Source organism: Robertkochia solimangrovi (genome assembly GCF_007279655.1).
GTDB classification, from domain to species: Bacteria; Bacteroidota; Bacteroidia; order Flavobacteriales; family Flavobacteriaceae; genus Robertkochia; species Robertkochia solimangrovi.
The window spans coordinates 136,173-156,729 of the sequence record NZ_QKWN01000012.1 but is presented as its reverse complement, the minus strand read 5'-3'; the positions used below and the strand labels follow the sequence as shown (position 1 = coordinate 156,729).

Below are 20,557 nucleotides of genomic sequence, written 5' to 3'. Positions count from 1 at the left end.
AAGCGAGCAAAAAAAGCAATGCAAAGCGAGCAAAAAAATGCAATGCGAAGCGAGCAGTAAGGACACTCAAGGGAGATTTGTGCCAGCAAATCAAACCGCGACACTAGAGAACTGATCGCACCAGCGATCAGAATCGACACTATTCACCATCAGGTGACGTCACTCTCGCCGTCTTTTTTTATCAAAGCCGCCTCCTTAATATAAACGTCCTGCTGTGGGAAAGGAATTTCGATTCCTTTCTCCTTAAATAATTTATCAATAGCAATGATCACATCGCTCTTAACTTTCAACCCATTCTCAAAATCGCGTACCCAAAAGCGAATACTGACATCGATGGAAGAGCCTCCAAATTCTTTAAAGAAGACCGCCGGTACAGGATAGCGCATGACTTCTTTATGTTCGCGAAGCATTTCTATGACCGCCGTATAGACCATCTCAAGATCAGAACCATAGGCAACGCCCACATCCACATCGAATCTGGCTCTGGAACTTCCCAGTGTCCAGTTGACTAGATGTTGATTTAACAGATCTCCGTTCGGGATCACCACATCTGAACCATCCCAGGTAGTCATCATACTACTTCTGACCCCTATCGATTTCATGGTCCCCATTTTGCCGGAAACTTCGATAACATCCCCTACGTTGATGGGCTTCTCGATAGCGATGATCACACCGCTGATCAGGTTGTTGACCAGTGTCTGAAGACCAAAACCAATACCGACACTGAAAGCACTGATAATAATGGTGATACGGTCGATGGGAATTCCTGTCGATGCAAAGGCCAGCAATACACCCAGTACGATTATAGCGATCTTAAAAAGCAGTAATGAATTCCCGAATCCTTTATGTTTGCTCTTCTTCAGCCGTTGTTTGATCAGATAGGAATCTCCCAGTAAAAAGGAGAGTAGTTTAGAAAGTAAGATAGAAACATATATAATACTGATGAAGATAAGTATCGATGAAAAAGTAAAAGTAAAATTCCCAATGCTTCGTTCTTCGCTAAAAATCTTTAGGAATGGCGTATACATGCTTTGAAAGAAATAGAAGAAATTGAGAAATATAAATCCGGCAAGCACCAACGACAATGCATACAGACTATAAGGCAATTCTGAAATGAGCTTTTCGGTATTGATATTAAAGGTTCCTTCATCAGATTCTTTATACACCTCATAGGAAACATTGAAAATCTGATAGAGGAATCGTACCAGAATTATGATCAACAGGAAGATCACTACTACCAGGACTCCTGCCACCATCATTTTTTTAGCAAGATTATAATTATTACTAAGGTTCCCGTAAAAGGAGATAAGCTCCAATAGTATAGAGACTAAAAAGTTCACCTTTATGAATTTCATTTTAAAATTGCCGAGACCAGATATTTTAAAGAACCCATAGAGAGACAAGGCGCAAACTCCTGCATTCATAAAAGCGATCAGATAGCGTTCTTTGTGATAGGGCGCCAGCATCATATTATCCATATAGGCAAGGATCATTGCAAGGGTAAGTCCACTTAGCCACCATTTTTCCTGAGGTTGCAATTCGTTATAATAAATGATCAGCAGGAGGATCATCCCAAAGACCCAGGAAAAGGAATAAATGGCACTTGGAAAGTGCAGGTAAAAGAATTGAATACTGATCAAACTTATAAATACTGCTGTTAACAGCGGTCTTTTCAAAAGCATAAATGCGGTTTTCTGTTCAAGATCACTAACCACATGATCATAGCTCTTTTTCAGCATTCTCAGATAAATCCCCATAAATAAAAGTATCCCCAAAAACACCCAGAAGATTCCCCGGTGATTCACAAGAAAGATCTCTAAAACCAATCCGATCTTCGATTTCGAAAAGTCAAAGCTCTTTTTAAAAGGAAAGGTATTTGTCTTGAGAAACCCTATTTTTGTATTGACCCGAATCAAGGTACTGTCTTCCGTATTCCAAAGCTCTTCCTGCTTTTTGATGATCTGATCGAGCTTTGCGTCCGAGTCAAATACGATTAGACTTACGATCGCGGTGAGTTCATTGATCTGTACGATATTATCATGACAGACCTGTTCAACATTTTCCACATCATTCAACAGAAGAAAACTATTTGTATAAAAGGAGGTCTCTTCTTCTTTATTGGTAGGCACTTTAAAGATGATATCATCGTTGCTAAGGCTATCGATATGGAGCATTACATTTTCGAGATCGGAACGATATGCCTTCAGCTGTTCGAGCCGTTTTTGAGCTTTGACGAGTATTTCTTCAAATAGTGTTTTTGAAATGGCAAGATTCGAATACGTATGTACCCGGGTACTATCAACATTCCCCAATCCCATGGCAGCGATCTCATGATAATCTATGAACCGGTCAGATTCGGCCTTTATCACGAGAGAGTCGGGTCCTTTAGCAAGGATTGCCTTGGCCTGTCCGATTGCATCGCGTAATTCTGTGTAGATCCTGGACTGCAGGAATGAATTTCTGTTTTCCTCAAGAGTCTTTCGGTTCGCTTTATAGAAATCCATGAATTCCCGTAAATTCTCCTTTTGCTCCTCGGTAAATTCAGTGGTTGCAGGATTGTCCTGTTGCAGTTGTTGCTGTTCCTGCTGCTGTTCCTCCAATAATACCTTCTTTTCCTTTTCGGTCTGTGCTGTGGCTAACCATACCATACCCAGTAAGAGAAACAGGGAAAGGATTAGTTTTCTTGTTTGCAGTGTCATGGAGTAATAAGATTGATTAAAACGGCTTAACAAAATATCACTAGCGAAATTTTTAAAACCATAAAAAATGACTTCCAACTCTCAATCAGCAACAATACGCTAATTTGCAGCCATTTACATCAAATATGTGAAAAAAATATCAATTGACTTATGCTTTTATATAATTATTTTAAACTGAATGGATCAGGGTTCATAAAAAAACGGACCCCAGGTTTTGGGGTCCGTTTTTTTAATTATTTGGAACAAGATCTAGTAACCGAAGATATCCTCCAGTGTAAGCTTTTTAACTTCACCGATCTTTGCCAGATCTTCTTCTGTGATTCGTTCTTCAGATCCTACTATGCAATATGCATAAGCCTTGTCGGCGATCTTGGCTTTATGAAAATCACTTACGGTCTCGAATGTAATCGTATCGAGTGCTTCATAGATATTCTTTCTGATATCATAATCCAATCCCTTTTCTTTTGCATCAAGGTACAAATAGATCGGCATATTTTCAGTAAGTCGTTGTGTTTGTATCGATTTTCTGATAGCTTCTTTCGAAATTTTGAAAGCTTGTTCGTTCAGAGGAAGCTCATTCAATAATTCATTCATCCCTGCTACTGCGTCCAGCATCTTGTCCGACTGGCTTCCTACATACGCTACCATTTGAAAATCCTTGTCGTTACGGGAAGGTACTACATAACTGGCATAGGTGGAATAAGCCAGTGCCTTGGATTCACGGATCGTTTGAAAAACGATAGATCCCATTCCTCCTCCGAAATATTGATTAAAAACTTCAGTCACCGCTTCCTGGGAGGAATCATAAGGCCCCGCATTTCTTATCCACTGGATTTCACTCTGTACCATCTCATAATTCGCAAAGTAAGCGATATTCTTATCCTGCGAAGTATACGCATATTCAGTCTTTTCAGGATATGCCTTGAATTTTTTTGGCATCTTGTGAATGGATCCAACTGCTTTCATACATTCCTTCTGAGTCATCGGACCGTAATAGATCACCGTATGCGGATAATTAGCAAGATCCCTGATAATACTGATCAACTGCTGTGACGTGATCGCTTGTATTTCCGCTTCGGTCAATACATCATTGAATGGATTAACCGGCCCGTATACCGCATAGTTAACCAATCCTGACATAATTCTTCCTTTATTTAATTTACTGTCGGCACGTGCCTTTAACAATCGGGCCTTCAGAGAAGCCAGTGCTTCTTCATCGGGCAAACAATTACTTACCACATGTTCAAAGAGTCCGGTAACTTCCTCAAAATTCTCCTGTAATCCGGAAAAGGTAACATTGGTATTCTCTGCGCCTGCCCCTGCTCTGTAATTACTCGCCAATGCATATAATTTCTTATTCAACTCTTCATTGCTATAGGTATCCGTTGAAAGATAATTGAGGTATTGCAATGCTATCGGAAGATATTCATCATTCCTTGATCCCATATCGAAACGGTATTGTAAAGAAAACAGATCATTTTCCTTATTTTGAATATAGAGCAATTCTGCATTCCCGATCTTTCCTTTCGATATGTCCTTTTTAAAGTCGATCCATTGAGGTTTGATGGGCGCAACTTCCATCTCCTTTATCCCGGTAAGGAAATCTGATTCTTTACCTGCATTGGTTTCAACAGGAGTGATCGGTGGTTTTTCCACTTTTTCAGTATTGCTGTCTTCGCCTTGTCTTTTATAGAGGAGAACATAGTTATCGGTAAAATACGTATTCGCTACACGTTTGATGTCCTCCTTATCGAGTTGGGAAAGATGATCAACTTCCCCTACCATCACGTCCCATGCATCACTATTACTCTTTATATAGGTATTCATAAGTGATGACAATCTATTTGCATTCGATTTCAATGCTTCCTGTTCCTGAAGCTTATAATTAGTGATGATGGCTTTCAATAATGCATCATCGAATTCTCCTTTTTTAAGTTTTTCAATCTCTGCAAGAAGTATATCCTTTACATCATCCAGTGACTGACCTTGTTTCGGAGAACCTCCGATCCCGAAGATACCATAGTCTTTATATTGTAAAAGGAAATCATAGGCACCCTGCACCAATTGCTTCTGGTTAACATTGATATCGAGTAGTCCTGCCTTTCCATTGCTCAGTATGGTTGAGATTAGATTCAAAACCTGAGTATCTTCCGTGTAATCAGCAGGAGTACGCCAGGCCAGTCTTACATTTTCTGCACTCGGACCGAATACTTCCTTTACAATAGGGGCAGTTATCGGTTTTTCAGGCGCAGGAGTATAAGGCTTGAAAGGTTTGGACTTCATATAAGAAAAATTCTCATCTATCTTTTTTATCAGCACATCTGAATCAAAGTCGCCCACCATGATAACAGCCATATTGTTGGGAACATAGTACGTATCATAATATTCCTTGATAGCCGTGATCGAAGGATTCTTTAAATGTTCAATCGTACCTATGGTGGTCTGTTGTCCATAATTATGGGTTGGGAATAAAGCCTCGTTCATCACTTCATTCATTTTACGTCCATCGCTGTCCATACCACGGTTCTTCTCTTCATAAACCGCTTCGAGTTCCGTATGAAACAGGCGGATAACCGGGTTGCGGAATCTTTCGGCCTGTACTAAAAGAAACTTATCCATGGTATTGGAAGGGATATCTTCTTCATATACCGTTTCTTCTACCCAGGTATGAGCATTCGTTCCCTGGGAACCGAGATCAGCCATCAATTTATCATATTCATTAGCGATCGAAAAATGAGATGCTTCATTAGAAACCGCATCGATCTCCTTATAGATCTCCTTACGCTTCTCCTCATCAGTGGTATTGTTATACGTCTCATATAGAGATTCGATCTTATCCAGAAGTGGCTTTTCCTTTTCCCAATCGAGTGTACCGAATTTATCGGTTCCTTTAAAAAGAATGTGTTCCAGATAATGTGCTAATCCGGTATGCGATTCCGGATCGGTATTACTTCCGGCTCTAACCGCAATATTTACCGCCACTCTTGGTTCTCTGTGGTTCTCGCTAAGGATCACCTGCAATCCATTCTTCAAGGTATAGAATCGGGTTTGCATCGGATCATTGGTCACATACTTATAAGTATAACCATCTGCCTGACCTTCCTTCCACTCATACTTTTCCTGTGCAAGGGAAACATTCACAAAAAAACATGTGATCAATCCCGCCAATTGGAATAGTTTAAGATTTTTAATGTTCATAGAGTTTTAAATTAATGTTGATTGTTCATCGTGTTTAATAACACCTCTTTAGCTATGCCGAAAATATACCAAACCCTTCATATTATAAGATGATCAATTCATAAAATTCTCCTAAATAAGACGAATTTTACGGTATTAGATTGTCAGATTTTAAAATTTCATCAAAAATTCAGATAACTCCCAATATATCCGAATTTCCTATTGAATTACAAGACTTTATGAAAACGTAGGCTCAGGAGCATCTTTCATATTTATAATATATTGTGAGAATTTTGCCTGAAATTAACCTAGTGACATTTAAATCGGGGTAATCCGGAATAGATATCTGCAAATCCACGCCATATAGAAACGTGATATTCATCATATTTTTGAACCAACCTCCGATACCAACGCTACAGGGTGATGAAATTGACATATTGAGAATATTGTTTGACGATAATAAAAAATTGCTATGAAAAAGATTTTAAGATCATCGAACAGGAAAGCACTGATAGCGCTGGCTATTGGTGGATTCGGTATAGGAATGACGGAATTTGTGATCATGGGTATTTTGCCTGATGTAGCGGCAGCTTTGAATATCAGTATCCCTATGGCCGGACACTTTATAGCGGCCTATGCTCTGGGAGTTGTAGTGGGGGCACCCCTATTAACGACCATGGGTAGTAAACTCCATTCCCATCGCATGCTGCTGTTACTCATGCTTTGGTTCACTATTTTTAATTCCCTGTCTGCATTTGCTGGCAATTACTGGACCTTATTAGTACTGCGATTTCTTTCAGGACTTCCACATGGAGCCTTTCTGGGAATCGGTGCCGTTGTTGCCGGAAAATTATCTAAGGAAGGAAAAGCTGCCAGAGCCATTGCGACCATGCTGGCAGGACTTACGATTGCGAATGTGATCGGTGTACCACTTGGAACCTATTTCGGGCATAACTATCACTGGAGTGTTGCTTTTCTGATCGTAGGAATCGTCGGTATTCTTGCGATGGCAGGTGTCTATTTCTGGATGCCGCAGATGAAGAGTTCTTCAACAGGAAGTTTTGCACAGGACATGGTAGTTTTCAAGCAGCCAAGATTCTGGGCGTTGATCCTGCTTACTATGATCGGAACAGGCGGATTCTTTGCCTGGTACAGTTATATCGCACCTCTGATCACGGAGGTAGCCGGACATCCGGAGAATGTTGTCAGTTATGCAATGGTGATCACCGGCTTTGGAATGATTGCCGGAAACTTTCTGGGAGCAAGGCTTGCAGAGAAGTACGCACTCATGGATGCAGTACTCATCAGTCTCATCATGATGGTTACGGCATTGATCGCAAATGCATTTCTTGCAGAACATAAGCTGGCGATCCTGGTCATGACCTTTATCATCGGCATGATCGGTTTCAGTCTTGCCACACCACTTCAGATGGCGATCATAAACGCCTCCAAAGGATCTGAAATGATCGGTTCTTCTATGAATCACAGTGCATTTAATATGGGCAATGCATCCGGTGCTTACTTTGCCGGACTCCCCATAGCCATGGGATATGGCTTTACATCTGCAGATTTTGTAGGAGCAATACTTGCTGGATTAGGGGTGCTCATCACCTGCATTATTATTCTAAGAAATAATCCACAACTACTCCGACAGAAATTTCGTTGGGCAGCGCGTTAATTAAAAACTATACTAACCATTTATATTTAAATTGGAACTCCTGTATCAGGGGTTCTTTTTTTTATCAGTTTGTATCAATGCTGCTTCGAAGGAACTACGTACCCTATTTGAATCCGGAATCTGCAGTTCGAATTTCGTAAATGGGCTATGAGGAAAAAATATCTGTGTCAGCGCTTCCTCCCCATCATTATAGAACAATTCCATTGAGGTCTTATCTAAAACGAGTTTAAAACTTAGTTTTTCAATCGGAGCTGCCAAGGGTGCCCGGGTTATATCTGATGTGAAATCTCCTGAAAAATCAATTATACCCGATTTACTGCGGTCTATGAATATGGAAGTATCTGTATTGACAAGACCGAATCTCAAAGTATCCCCCACTTCATTGGAAAGTAAAAAAACATAGCTGGCATCTGTTAATCCGGAGAGCTCCATATCGATAACTGAAGATGATAGATCCATTTCATTTTTAGTCAGCAAAGTTGTTAAACCATTAAGTTCAAGATCCTGCTTTTGAATTCTGTCGGTAATGAATTCATCCAATTCCTTGACCGGCAAAGTCTTTAATCGATAGCCCTCATCGGTCGCTACAAGAGACAGATCTCTGGCTATGGTCATACTGCTACGCCATTTTTTCGTAGGTACTTCCTGTGCATACAACCAATTGCTCATCCACCCCAGAGAAACCCTTCTGCCTTCCGGTGCATTATCCCAGGTAACGGTTGCATAATTGTCCATACCCTGATCAAGCCATACTGCTTCACGTCCGTTGAGTTCGTCACGGAATGCTTTATCAAGCATAAATTCCCGACCATTGAAATCGCCGATAAAGTATTGAGTAGCCGATCCTCCGTTGGGTCCACCGGGATTTAGGTTCTGGAGTAAGACCCATTTGGTCGTATCGGTTCCTTCAACCGTCATGGGGAAAAGATCAGGGCATTCCCAAACCCCGTCATGAGCTCCTACGTCACTCCCGAATTCAGAAAGAAACTCCCATTCCTTTAGATTTTGAGAACCATAAAAATAAGTCCTGTCATCTGCAGCTAACGCCATCACCCATTGCTTATGCATGGTATCCCAAATGACCTTCGGATCTCTAAAATTCAGGATACCCGGATTTTCAAGAACGGGATTTTCGTCATATTTAATCCATGTACGACCTTGATCCGTAGAATAGGCAATTGCCTGAGATTCCACATCTGTCGATCCTGTATTCTCTTTTTCCGGATTATGATAGGTAAATATGGCTATTACGGGAGGTGTAGCTCCATCACCAAATCCACTTGTATTATCATGATCTACCACAGCGCTGCCAGAAAATATATAACCGTTTTCATCCGGAGACAAAGCTATGGGTTCCTCTTGCCAATTGACCAGATCTGTTGAAACAGCATGTCCCCAATGCATCGGCCCCCATTGGTTTCCTTCAGGATAATACTGAAAGAAAAGGTGCCAGACTCCATCGAGATAGAACATTCCGTTAGGATCGTTCATCCAATTGGCTTCCGGAGTAAAATGAAAGAACGGCCGAAACCTTTCGTCATCTGAACTTATAGATTCCTGTTTTGAAGTAAGAGGAATTTTGTCCTTATTTGAATCATCCTTACAACTGATAAGCATCAGTATCATAAGAGCAGTAAAATACAGGTTGCTTTTCATAGTGCTTGTTCTAATCTTCCTTAATTAATTTTTTACTGAGTTCTTCCAGTGGTACTCCTTTGGTTTCCGGCATCAGGAATATCACGAAAAGTAGTTGTAAGACCATGGCTGCGGTAAAAATCATAAATACGGCACCGGGTCCGATGGTTGAAAACAACAGGGGTATCAATGATGGTATAATCGCTGCAAGGATCCAATGGGTGGAACTGCCGAATGCCTGTCCGGATGCGCGCAGATGATTGGGAAATATTTCTGAGATGAACACCCATATAACTGCTCCCTGGCCAATTGCATGGGCAGCGATGAAAATAAAAAGAAATAAAGGCACCTTTAACCCTCCCCATTCAAAAAAGAAGGCCATCGATACGAGCGACAGGGAAATAATGTATCCGATCGAACCTATATACATCAGGGTCTTCCTTCCCAATCTGTCTATCAGAAAAACTCCGAGTAAGGTAAAGATCAGATTAACAAGACCTATTCCTATACTACTCAAATATGCGTGGCTCTCCACAAGTCCTGCCTCTTCAAAGATACGTGGAGAATAATACAGGAATGCATTGATTCCGGACAGCTGATTAAAAGCTGCAATCAGAAAGGCCAGCATTAGTGGACGACGATATTTCTTAAGGAATATCGTTTCATGAACCGGATGCTTATTCGCCTCGCTAACCTCCAGCATGAGGTGCTCAAGATCCTGTCCGGGATTGATGATCCCGAAGACTTTCTTCGCTTCATCCATTCTCATTTTGGAGATCAGCCACCTCGGACTCATCGGAAGAGAAAATACAAACAACGTATAGATAAAAGCAGGTATGGCCTCTACTCCAACCATCCACCGCCAATCATCTTCGCTGATTCCATTTAAAAGATAATTGGAAAGGAAAGCAATCAGGATTCCCAGAACAATATTAAACTGATATAGTGACACCAACCTTCCCCGGTCCTTCGCCGGAGCAATTTCCGAGATATAGGTCGGTGCAGCAATCGTGGAGGCCCCCACCCCAAGTCCACCGATAAAGCGAAAGATGGCAAAGCTGACCGGATCACTGGCCAAAGCCGAACCGATTGCCGAAATGGTATAGAGAATACCGATCAATAATAAGGTTTTTTTTCTTCCAAGCCTGTTAGTTGGAAATCCGCCTATCAATGCCCCGGCTACGGTACCCCATAAGGCCATACCCATAACCACAATACCATGATAGGAATCTGAAGTTTCCCACAAGGCCTGTAACTTCTTATCAGCTCCCGAGATGACAACCGTATCAAATCCGAACAGGAATCCAGCCAGTGCAGCCGTGATCGACCAGATCAGTATTTTATTCATTCGTATCTTTAGTTAGATTATAGTAAGTGATTGTTAAAAATAACACATTAAATATAAGAATCTTATAATTAATTAAGTTTTATTTAACATATCTCAACATCATTTGCTTGCTGTTGATATTTACCGTTTCTTACAAACAGTTCTAACCCCTTAAACCATTTTCAAAAATTGCTGAATTCAGTTCACCATATCGCAATCATCTGCTCGGATTATGAGACCTCTAAAAAGTTTTATACGGAGGTATTAGGGCTAGAGATCTTACGAGAAGTATACAGACAGGAGAGAGACTCATTCAAACTCGACTTGTCTCTCAACGGCTATTACATTATCGAATTATTCTATTTTCCAAATACCCCGGAAAGAGTTAGCCGACCGGAAGCCCGGGGACTCCGGCATCTGGCGTTTTCAGTTAAGGATCTGGACCAATGTGTAGCGCGTTTAAACCATATGAATGTAATCACCGAACCGATCAGGATCGATCCACATACCGAAAAACGTTTCACTTTCTTTGAGGATCCTGACGGACTTCCTCTGGAATTGTATGAAGACTAAGGCTAAATGTAAGTTGTAGATTGTAAGTTATAAGTTATGAATTGAGAGTTGATGGCCTCTTTTTTACTTTGGAAAATTGACGATCTACCATTTACAATCATAAAGCCTGTACGATTACCTTGAAACTATTCCAGGTATGTATTTCGTTCTTTCAGAAATTATAGGCAAGAGCAAAGGATATCCGGTTTCCATCGGCACTGTTAAAATAGGAAATGTTGGCGGTAAAGAAGCTGAGTGCATTCATATAAAGTCCTCCTCCCACAGAGCTGTGCCATCTTCGCGATGGATCATCATCAACCCAGACACGACCATAATCGAATCCGCCGAAGACCCCCAACATACAGGGTAGAATACCTGTATTAACCTTCGTAATATTCCATCTGAGGTCGGTATTTTGGTAGTAAGCTGTTCTTCCGTTAAACCGCTGATTACGGAATCCACGTAAACCGTCAACCCCTCCGATCATCGCACCCTGATAGAATTGAAAATTATTACCGATATTAAAATGTCCTTTGAATTTGGTCGCGAAAACAAAGCGGTCCGAAGAACCAATTGGAGATGTAAATCGTAGCTGTGGGATCACATAGAAAAAACTATCGGAATTTCCGGTATTCAATTTATATCCCCCTTTAACTTCGAACCCCATTCCCTGAGAAGGATTAGCGGGATCATTGAAATTCTCGTATCCGTAAATTGACTCTAAACCGGTAAAGTTTTGATATTCGAACACCTCATCAGGTACCACACCGGTATTTACAAATCGGTTAACGGTCCCTTCCACCTCAATCGATTCGAACAATGGACCAAAACTAAAATGCCCCCCGTTATGTCCTCTCCAGATTAGTTTAGGATATAATCGGATCGTACTAAGTCTAACCCTGTTATAATCCATATCCCTATCCGTATCATTCTCACTTTCGTTTCCGAATCCGAAATAATTGATTGAAAAATTAGGACTAGTAAACACGGCATCCGCCCCAAAGTTCCAGTTTCCAAAGACCCTGGTGATCTCACCACTATAGTTTAAAGCAAACCCTTGTGTAGCAAAAAAATAGGCTGCCTTTAAGCGATGTAATTGTGAATAGGGAGCCCTGTTCACCCCATAATGCGTATAGCTGTAGCTCGCACCCAGCATCACCCCATCATCAGGATTATAACCAATCAAAGGCATTATCGTGTTCACATGCTTATCGACCTTGGTATACTCATATACATGAAGATTATAATCGTCGGTTATATTCTTTCTTACCGGTGTCTCGAAGGTATTCGGTTTTGAACGATAATCATAAGCGATTACCTTTTTGCGATTTTCAATTCGATAGATATCATTGTTCTGTCCTCCCAGCAGTCTGAGCTTTATTTTAGCAGGTCCATCTCCCTTTACTTCAAAGATATCATCATCATCCAGAGCATAGATCCAAACCTCCTCGGTTTCCTTAGGGTTATAGGCTACATGCAGGAAACGATCCTTTTTTTCGCCACCCTTATTTCTGTAGCCTTCCAGTCGGGTACTACCATCTGCTTCACGCGTCGCCAAAAACCAATCGTCTTTATCGGTACCACTGACCACAACATTTCTTTTCAAAAGCTCATAGTATTCCTCCGCTATCATTCTAAGATTATCCTTTCTCGCAAGAAAGACCTTTCGTATCCTGTCTCTGTTCTCATTTTGAACCTCTTTCGGAAATGCCTCCAATGCTTTATCGATGACTTCAGGAGTAAGATGTGACTGAATATATTCTGCGGCGTTGATCCAATCCTCTCTTGTATGAGCGGTCAATACTGCCATATCCAATGGAAATGGCTCATCATTGAACCATTTGAGATTTCTGATCTCTTCATCATAGGTTTGCATCAATCGCAGTGAAGGGATCAATCGGGTAAGTGCACCTACAAAAAAGCCATCAAAATTTGAGAACACCTGATCTCTGTCACGAGGAATCGGTTTGTATAATTTCTTTCCATGCGGAAGGTCTGTTTCTGCCCATCGCCATTGATCTTCATGTCTATCCCAATCACCGAGTAGCATATCGAGTAGTCGCGATCGTATATAGAGCGCTTCATCGATTTTATTATCATCCTTTCTCCTCAATTTCTCCAGCATATCCTTAGTACTGATGATCTCGTCAGCATTTGCAAAACTCGCTAATTCACCATGTCCTGAATCAACTCGTTCTTCGATGACATAGAGTTCATCCCCAAAATCCTGATTATACTTACCAAGTGCATTATGTTTTGGAATAAAGTATAGAACCGGATTGGTATGAAGTACCGATATGGCCTCACTGATCTCTGCGACGGTAAGTCCGGCATAGGGATGAGCAGCCGTATAAAAATCAAGCAGCAACTTTTCAGTAACTGACCCTGTAAAGTCGTCAGCGACATATCGATCTTTAAATACCACAGACTGAAGGAAGCGTACCGCACTCTTTTTTACAGCCCGCATCACGTATTCCTTCCCTTCGCGGTCTTCAAGTCGTAAAGATTTAGATTGGTGTCCTCCACCTTTTCTAACCGGAATTAATCCGCCGAAAAGCGTATCGAGTACTGCTGTTTTCACTTCAATTTTTTCCCCGTATTCCTTGCGATAATGATCGCCCCAGAAAGACGTATATAACTTACTTTTTTGTACATCCTCTTCATTATAGACCGAAGCCTCGACCTGCTCCGGAAAAGTGTCCGGAAATTCCGGAACTACGTAATCTCCTCCTACCGATAAGACTTCCTTTGAAAAAAGCGGTGACTCAAAATCATTAGCCATTCCATAGAATTCCACCCATGAAGAACCATCCTTAAAGACGGTTAGTTTTGCAAAGCCCGCCTTTCCATAGGTAAAAACACCATCTGCCCCCAGTGCAGCAGGACTGCTTTTTGAACCTGCCCCACTGATGATCACCGGAGTATCATTACTAACGATATACTGAAGATTATGCTCATGCCCGGAGACAAATACCACATTATCATGTCCCTGAACCAGCGTAAACAATCGTCTGCTTAGTTCCGTATAATATTTGTTCTGGAGATCCGCATTGGATACACCACTGGTTAAACGTATATAATTGATTACAGATCCGATCACCGGTAAAGGTATGGGAGACTGAAACGGATACAAATGTTTATAGAAAGAGAACTTTCCTCCATGAACTCCATTAGTTGCGATGGGGTGATGAATTGCGATCACCAGAGTTTTACCTTCAGCCTTCTTAATTTCACTTTCGACCTCATCAAAGAATTGTTCCCTGGTCTTGATCTGGTCGCATTTGTCATTTATAGTAGGATGATTATTCCAATCTTCCATAAACCATTGAGAATCCAGAATGAGCAAGTTTATATCATCAGAGATCTTTTCCCTCACCAAAGGGCAACCATTTTCCGGCAAAAAACTGTTCTTTCCTAATCTATCCTCTATATATTTCTCCTGCGCTTTAAGGCCCTTAAGTCCACCATTATACCAATCGTGGTTTCCGGGAATAAAAATGGTCCTGCCTTTAAAAGTCGAGACTGCTTCTATCTGACTGTTCAAGCGATGTTCAGCTGCTGCCCTGTCTTCAGCACCTTCTTCAGGCATGCCGTATTCATAAATATTATCCCCCAGAAAAAGAGTGGTCGATGATTCTGGTGCTTTTGATACCTGGGAACCTAATGCAATTAATGCCGGGGTTGATTCACCGGGACCGGCATTTCCGGCATCCCCGATGAGATAGAATGTGTGAGCCACCTCTTTTTGAGGTAACTGCAGTGCATCCTGACTTGACTGTAGCTTAAAAGTTCCACATGAACACCAGAGCAGGAGTAAAAGCAAAGAAAGTGAAAGCCTCATTTTTTTCACCATAAACAAGAAAAAGATTACCTTTATTTCCATTCAAATTTAGTTGAAAAATGACTAATCTTATTGAAAAGACGAAAGAATATGTACTAAAAACCTTAAATGAGCGATTATCATCAGGTTATCTGTACCATAATTACAATCATACGCTAAGGGTAGTAAAACATCTCAGAGAACTCATTGAAGCAGAATCACTTAACGAAGAGGATGCAGAGATCGTTGAATTGGCAGGCTGGCTGCATGATATCGGACATATCGAGGCAAATGAAGGTCATGAGGCGATCAGTGCAAGAATGGCAGGTGAATTTCTGAAGAAAGAAGGTTTTCCCGATTCCAAAACCGATCAGGTAGTTGAATGTATCAAAGCCACCCAACTCGGGATTGAACCGGAGACCCGATTACAAAAAATGATCGTCGATGCCGATTTTTCCCATTTCGCCTCCGAGAATTACCAGGAAGTCTCTGATTTGTTGAGGGAAGAGCTGGAACAATTGAATATTCGCACCTATACCGATGAAGAATGGTTGGAAGCGAACATTGCCATGTTCAACGAACATCATAAATTCTATACGGAACACGCCATTGCCTACTGGCAACCAGTAAAAAGTCGCAACCTTTTAAAACAGATTAAACAGTTAAAGAAATTAAAGGAGAAACAGGCTTCCGAAGTTAAGAAAAGTTCAGAGCAAAAACTCAAAAAAAGAAAGCTGGAATCTCCGGAAAGAGGAATCGAGACCATGTATCGTGTTAGTCTGAGAAATCATATCGGACTCAGTAGTATCGCAGATACCAAGGCAAACATCCTTCTATCGGTAAATGCTATCGTGATATCCCTCGCGATCTCAAACCTGTTTCCTAAACTAGACAATCCATCCAATGCCTATCTGATTTACCCCACTATCATCTTTATCATATTCAGTGTTACCTCTATGATACTTTCGGTATTGGCAACCCGTCCAAATGTTACCAGCGGACAATTCACAAAGGAAGATGTAAAAAACAAAAAGGTGAATCTTATCTTTTTCGGTAATTTTCATAAGATGAACCTGGATGAATTCGAGTGGGGAATGAACGAAATGATCAAAGACAGGAATTACCTGTACAGCACGCTCAATAAAGACCTGTATTATCTAGGAAAAGTATTGGATAGAAAATATCGCATCCTGAGAATCACCTATACCATCTTTATGATTGGCATAATCATATCGGTTATCGCTTTTGCAATTGCTTTTCAGTTTGTGGAGAACTGATTACTTTCTCAATTCTGCCATCAGATCTTCATACGTATAGTATTCCTTCTCGTCTTCCGGTTTGGTATACAACACCTCTACCCTAATGGCTTTGAGCCCGCTTACTCCCTGCAACTCCTCCAATTCAACGATCTCCACATTGCTGCTGAGCTGGTGCCTGGATTGAAGGAATCGGATGTAACGCATATATTCACGCTCTTCCTTACGCTGACTGTAAACGATGGTGATCTTACCTTTCTGGGTCACTCTTTCATCAGTTCCTTTGACAAAAGCCTTATCCAGTCGTTTTTTAAGAATCTCATAACGGGCATTATAGGTGCCATCAACATCAAAACGCTTTTCATCCATACGGAATCGAATAGAAAGCGGGGTGTTGTGCACAAGTACCAGAGAGGCTACATCCAGTTTTACCGGTAATTCCGGCAATAATTTGTAATAGGCATTTTCCATCTTACACATCGCCTGTAGCTGCCACAATCTCAGATTATACAGATATTTTTCAGAATACTTCCTGTGGCTGGAAATGGAAGAACCTATATAAAGATTATGCTCTACCCCATCGGTCTTATAGCGCTCGAAGAAATGTGGAAACATTGCTTGTGCTCCTTCCTGTTCCTTGTCCAGAATTCTTGCTAAAGTCTTATTGATCTGAGTTACGGTGGTATCATAATTCTTACGATGATCATACAAGCTTCCGATCAACGGATCCAACGTGCTCATATAATAATTTATACGCTCGGTGATCTCACCACCATCTTCTAAAATCTCCTCAAAAAGAGGGTGTATGTCCTCTTTCATGAAGTCCAGAATATTCTGTTCACTATAGGTAAAAAGATTTTCCCGGATACTTTCCATATAATTCTTCATACGGAACAACAGTTCTTCATAGATCGGTAATGGGTTTTCCTGAAAAGCCATCGCCATGATCTCTTCCGCATTAGAAAGCTGAATGATCAGATCCTTTCGAATCGCATCATTTCTTGCCATGGAAGAATTACGAATATCTACCTGCCCATATAAGGGTAGAACATCTTTGAAAACAAGTTCACGAAAAGCCACATCGTTTCCGGACATTCTTTCTTTCAGGAACCTTCTGGCCTCCTTCTCGAAACGCCATTGAACGCTCGGGTGGATAGAAGTACATTCGTGCTGTATCACGGCCTCTATTAGGTTTGATTCTTCCTCTTTAGCCCTGATTACCGAAGCTACGATATACGGTATAACATCCACGAGCTTATAGGCGGTCACACTGTTTAAGAATCCAACTTCGGGAGAAACCACTTCAATGATCCCCAGCATCTCACCCTTGTTTGTAATAGGAGCTAATATGGCACTGCGAATTCCCTGTTGCCTGAATATTTCATATTCCGCCTCATTGGTTTGGTCGAGATACTTATCCACATCAGAGATCGCAAAGAATTGATTCTTTTCAAAAAGCGTATCAAAGGCTTTTGCACACAATACTTTGTTGCATGGCATCTCTTCCTGTTTATTCAACAGGTAACTTACAATGCCATCCTTATAAACCTTTTCGAGGCAGCCCTCACTCTTATTAAAAACTGAAAATCCAACCCTAATATTCCTCGAACGAAACAACCTTTGGAAAATAGACTCAAAACCATCAAGAACACTATTCTGCACCGGTCCGTTCTTATTCGCGTACAAAAGATTGGATTTCAATGTGGAAATAGACTCTTCTGTGGTAATATCCACCATGTTGGCGATGACAAAACCCTTTAAAATCCAGCTACGAGGAGGTATTTTTTCGCGCCAGATATCAATATTATTGAAATTATCAAGTAAGAGATCGATATCCTCTTTTGATAATCTTCTAGCCTGACGTGTGGGATACAATTCGGTTAGCTCAGCATTATATAAAATCTTATAATGACGTATTAGTCCGTTCTCATCCGGAATATCGTAGAACAAAGGGCGTTTAAAATTTAACTCAACTCCGTAAACTTCCTTCAAAATCACAGAACATGCCAGAATGTACAGATGCTCTTCTTCAAAATTTCGGATCTTTAATTCGTAATCAGCACCTGCCTTTTGTATGATCTCATCAAATCTTTCGGAAGACTTGAAATAAACATTTTCAAATGGAATCGTAGCGACCTTTATTTCATTGGAAGATAATATGGGACTAAAAGTATCCTCCAGCAAACATTCGATCTCTTCCTTGTGCGTATCCACTACATCCCAATCGGTAAATCCATTGATAAGTACAGGATTATCCTTTGCGATCTGCAATACCCTTTTAGCCCTTTCAGCCCGATACCCATTATTTTCTTTAGCCATTTGTTCATAGGCTTTAACCAATTTGCTAAAGCTCATTTGAATTTCAAATGGTGTCTCTCTGGTAATAAGTCCCATGAACGATCCGAATTAGTTTACAAAAATACGGTAATTTTATCATGGTTGGTCGTATTAAAAACAGTTTACTTTCATCCTAATTATTAAAAAGTTGGCAACCTGAATTTTATTTCTTCAAGAATTTTCTTCAGATTCCTCTAAAAACCTTATTTCAATTCAAAGCTCTTATATCTAATTAAAATATAGTGTTAAATTCTTACTTTTTTCTTAAAAAGATCGCTATATTTATGGGGTTGAATTATCAATTTCAATCTTTTTTACACAATTATCTTCCCCCGATCCGTTACCCAGTTATAAACTTAAAATACTTGTTATGAGTTTTGGCGGAGCAGTGGCTTCCATGATCACCAGCTTAAAAAACAATGCACGTGACCGGAAGACCTTATACGATAATAAGGACCTGTTTTATAAAAAGGTCAGAAGAAAAACCTTTATAAAAACAAAGAATGCCACTCCGGAGCAACTGGAGGTCATAAAAAACAGACTTATCAAGGAACATAAGCAGCAGACGATCCGTCTCCTGATCCTGTTGTTGATCACTTTCACCATTCTCGCATCAGCGTTTATCTATTTCTGGTTATAGTTGATGTCTTTAGTATTAATCCATAGCTACTGACTTTTCTGACTTTTATTAAATTCATTTTCGGCATATTGATCTGGATTATTTCTTTTTCTCTTATTTTTAATTAGTTTCGAAGCAGGAACACTACCTCACATGGCAGAAAACAAGGATAACAAAATAGGACTGAAAGATGCCATATCCATCGGAATCGGTGGGATGGTTGGAGGCGGAATCTTTGCCGTACTCGGATTGGCAGTTTCTCTGGCCAAAGGAGGCACCCCCGTAGCATTCCTGATCGCAGGTATGCTGGCATTGATCACCTCTTACAGTTATGTCAAACTATCCCAAACCTTCCCGGATCGCGGAGGAACCGTAAAGTTTATCAATGAAGGGTTTGGCAGGAACACCTTTAGCGGCGGTATTAATAACCTATTATGGGTCAGTTATATCATTATGCTATCACTGTATGCTTCAGCCTTTGGGTCGTATGCACCCAACCTCCTAAAAATCGAAGATACATCGGTCAGTTTTCATCTTTATGCCAGTGCGATTGTATTACTGGCAACCTTTATAAATTATTACAGTATTACTATTGTCGGTAAAATAGAATCTTATGCAGTGATCATCAAGCTAGTCATTCTCATCGGTTTCATAGGAATAGGTGGGTATGGATTAATCGGCAATGATAATCTTTCACAATTATCTTTTTCAGCATGGGAGACTCCGATCAACCTGATCACCGGAGGAATGGTTATCTTTGTTGCTTACGAGGGTTTTGAACTAATCGCGAATGCTGCACCCGACATCATCGATCCGGAAAAGAACATTCGAAAAGCTTATTTTTATTCAGTGATCTTCGTTATTCTGTTGTACGTCATCATCGCCGGTGTAACCGTGGGCTCCTTACCCTTTGATGAGATCGCAAAAGCTCAGGATTATGTGCTGGCGGAAGCTGCGAAGCCGATGTTAGGGAAAGCCGGATTTACGATCATCACCATCGCCGCCCTTATTTCCACTTTTTCTGCCATAAATGCTTCCCTTTACGGGGGGAGCAGAGTAAGTTTTGAGATCGCTGAAGATGATGAACTACCACATCAGATCACCGGAAAATTATGGAATCAACCCATTGGATTGGCGATAACGGCAGTCTGTACGTTGGCATTGACGAATTTCTTAAAACTCGAAAGTATCTCAACGGCAGGAAGTGCCGGGTTTCTCCTGATCTTTGCTATAGTCAATCTTGCAGGATACCGTCTCCATTCACAGACAGGGGGAAAAAAGTTCATTCCTCTTATCGGCTTCATCCTATGCTTTATAGCTCTCGGCGCATTGTTGATTCAGCAATATGAATCAAACAGATTCGGAGTATATTTCGCGGTCAGCCTGATCATCGCTTGTATGATCATTGAATGGTTCTATAAAAAGAATGAAAAAAAGATCGATGATCTCGGATGATC

11 protein-coding genes are annotated in these 20,557 nt (G+C 40.8%); 5 read left to right on the top strand and 6 right to left on the bottom strand.

All coding sequences use genetic code 11. The annotated features are described in order from the left end of the window. Positions 1-149: 149 nt before the first annotated feature. Both DMZ48_RS16115 and DMZ48_RS16110 read right to left on the bottom strand, forming a co-directional pair. The gene (locus tag DMZ48_RS16115; protein ID WP_143956201.1) at positions 150-2,699 is read right to left on the bottom strand and encodes a mechanosensitive ion channel domain-containing protein; all 2,550 of its coding nucleotides are present in this window, start codon (positions 2,697-2,699) and stop codon (positions 150-152) included. 249 nt (positions 2,700-2,948) lie between these two features. Further along, entirely contained in the window at positions 2,949-5,897 is a 2,949-nt protein-coding gene (locus tag DMZ48_RS16110) for a M16 family metallopeptidase (RefSeq protein ID WP_143956200.1), read from the bottom strand. A gap of 451 nt (positions 5,898-6,348) precedes the next feature. Here DMZ48_RS16110 and DMZ48_RS16105 point away from each other — a divergent pair, with 451 nt between their 5' ends. Further along, complete coding sequence (locus DMZ48_RS16105; protein ID WP_143956199.1) at positions 6,349-7,554, top strand: MFS transporter; 1,206 nt, start codon at positions 6,349-6,351, stop codon at positions 7,552-7,554. 45 nt (positions 7,555-7,599) lie between these two features. Here the strand turns inward: DMZ48_RS16105 and DMZ48_RS16100 are convergent, their stop codons facing one another. Both DMZ48_RS16100 and DMZ48_RS16095 read right to left on the bottom strand, forming a co-directional pair. Then, positions 7,600-9,210 (bottom strand): glycoside hydrolase family 32 protein, encoded by a 1,611-nt coding sequence (locus DMZ48_RS16100; RefSeq protein WP_143956198.1) that lies wholly within the window; start codon positions 9,208-9,210, stop codon positions 7,600-7,602. Between the two features lie 10 nt (positions 9,211-9,220). Next, positions 9,221-10,537: a sugar porter family MFS transporter gene (locus DMZ48_RS16095; RefSeq protein ID WP_143956197.1), complete on the bottom strand. Its 1,317-nt coding sequence runs from the start codon at positions 10,535-10,537 to the stop codon at positions 9,221-9,223. A gap of 168 nt (positions 10,538-10,705) precedes the next feature. On the opposite strand from DMZ48_RS16095, the gene gloA2 reads away from it, so the two are divergent. Beyond that, positions 10,706-11,089, top strand: coding sequence for an SMU1112c/YaeR family gloxylase I-like metalloprotein (gloA2, locus tag DMZ48_RS16090; protein WP_143956196.1), 384 nt, complete (start codon positions 10,706-10,708; stop codon positions 11,087-11,089). Between the two features lie 151 nt (positions 11,090-11,240). Here gloA2 and DMZ48_RS16085 read toward each other — a convergent pair whose 3' ends face one another. Then, a complete protein-coding gene (locus DMZ48_RS16085) occupies positions 11,241-14,951 on the bottom strand; it encodes a metallophosphoesterase (RefSeq protein WP_143956195.1) in 3,711 nt (1,236 codons plus the stop codon). Positions 14,952-14,968: 17 nt separating this feature from the next. Between DMZ48_RS16085 and DMZ48_RS16080 the strand changes: the two genes are divergently transcribed. Beyond that, a complete protein-coding gene (locus DMZ48_RS16080) occupies positions 14,969-16,165 on the top strand; it encodes a Pycsar system effector family protein (RefSeq protein WP_143956194.1) in 1,197 nt (398 codons plus the stop codon). On the opposite strand, the gene DMZ48_RS16075 is transcribed toward DMZ48_RS16080, so the two are convergent. Next, complete coding sequence (locus DMZ48_RS16075) at positions 16,166-18,538, bottom strand: GAF domain-containing protein (protein WP_143956193.1); 2,373 nt, start codon at positions 18,536-18,538, stop codon at positions 16,166-16,168. A 313-nt stretch (positions 18,539-18,851) separates the two neighbouring features. On the opposite strand from DMZ48_RS16075, the gene DMZ48_RS16070 reads away from it, so the two are divergent. Next, positions 18,852-19,121: a hypothetical protein gene (locus DMZ48_RS16070; protein ID WP_143956192.1), complete on the top strand. Its 270-nt coding sequence runs from the start codon at positions 18,852-18,854 to the stop codon at positions 19,119-19,121. Positions 19,122-19,253: 132 nt separating this feature from the next. Beyond that, positions 19,254-20,555 carry an APC family permease gene (locus DMZ48_RS16065; protein WP_143956191.1) on the top strand — a complete coding sequence of 434 codons (1,302 nt, stop codon included), beginning with the start codon at positions 19,254-19,256 and terminating at the stop codon, positions 20,553-20,555. Positions 20,556-20,557 lie beyond the last annotated feature (2 nt).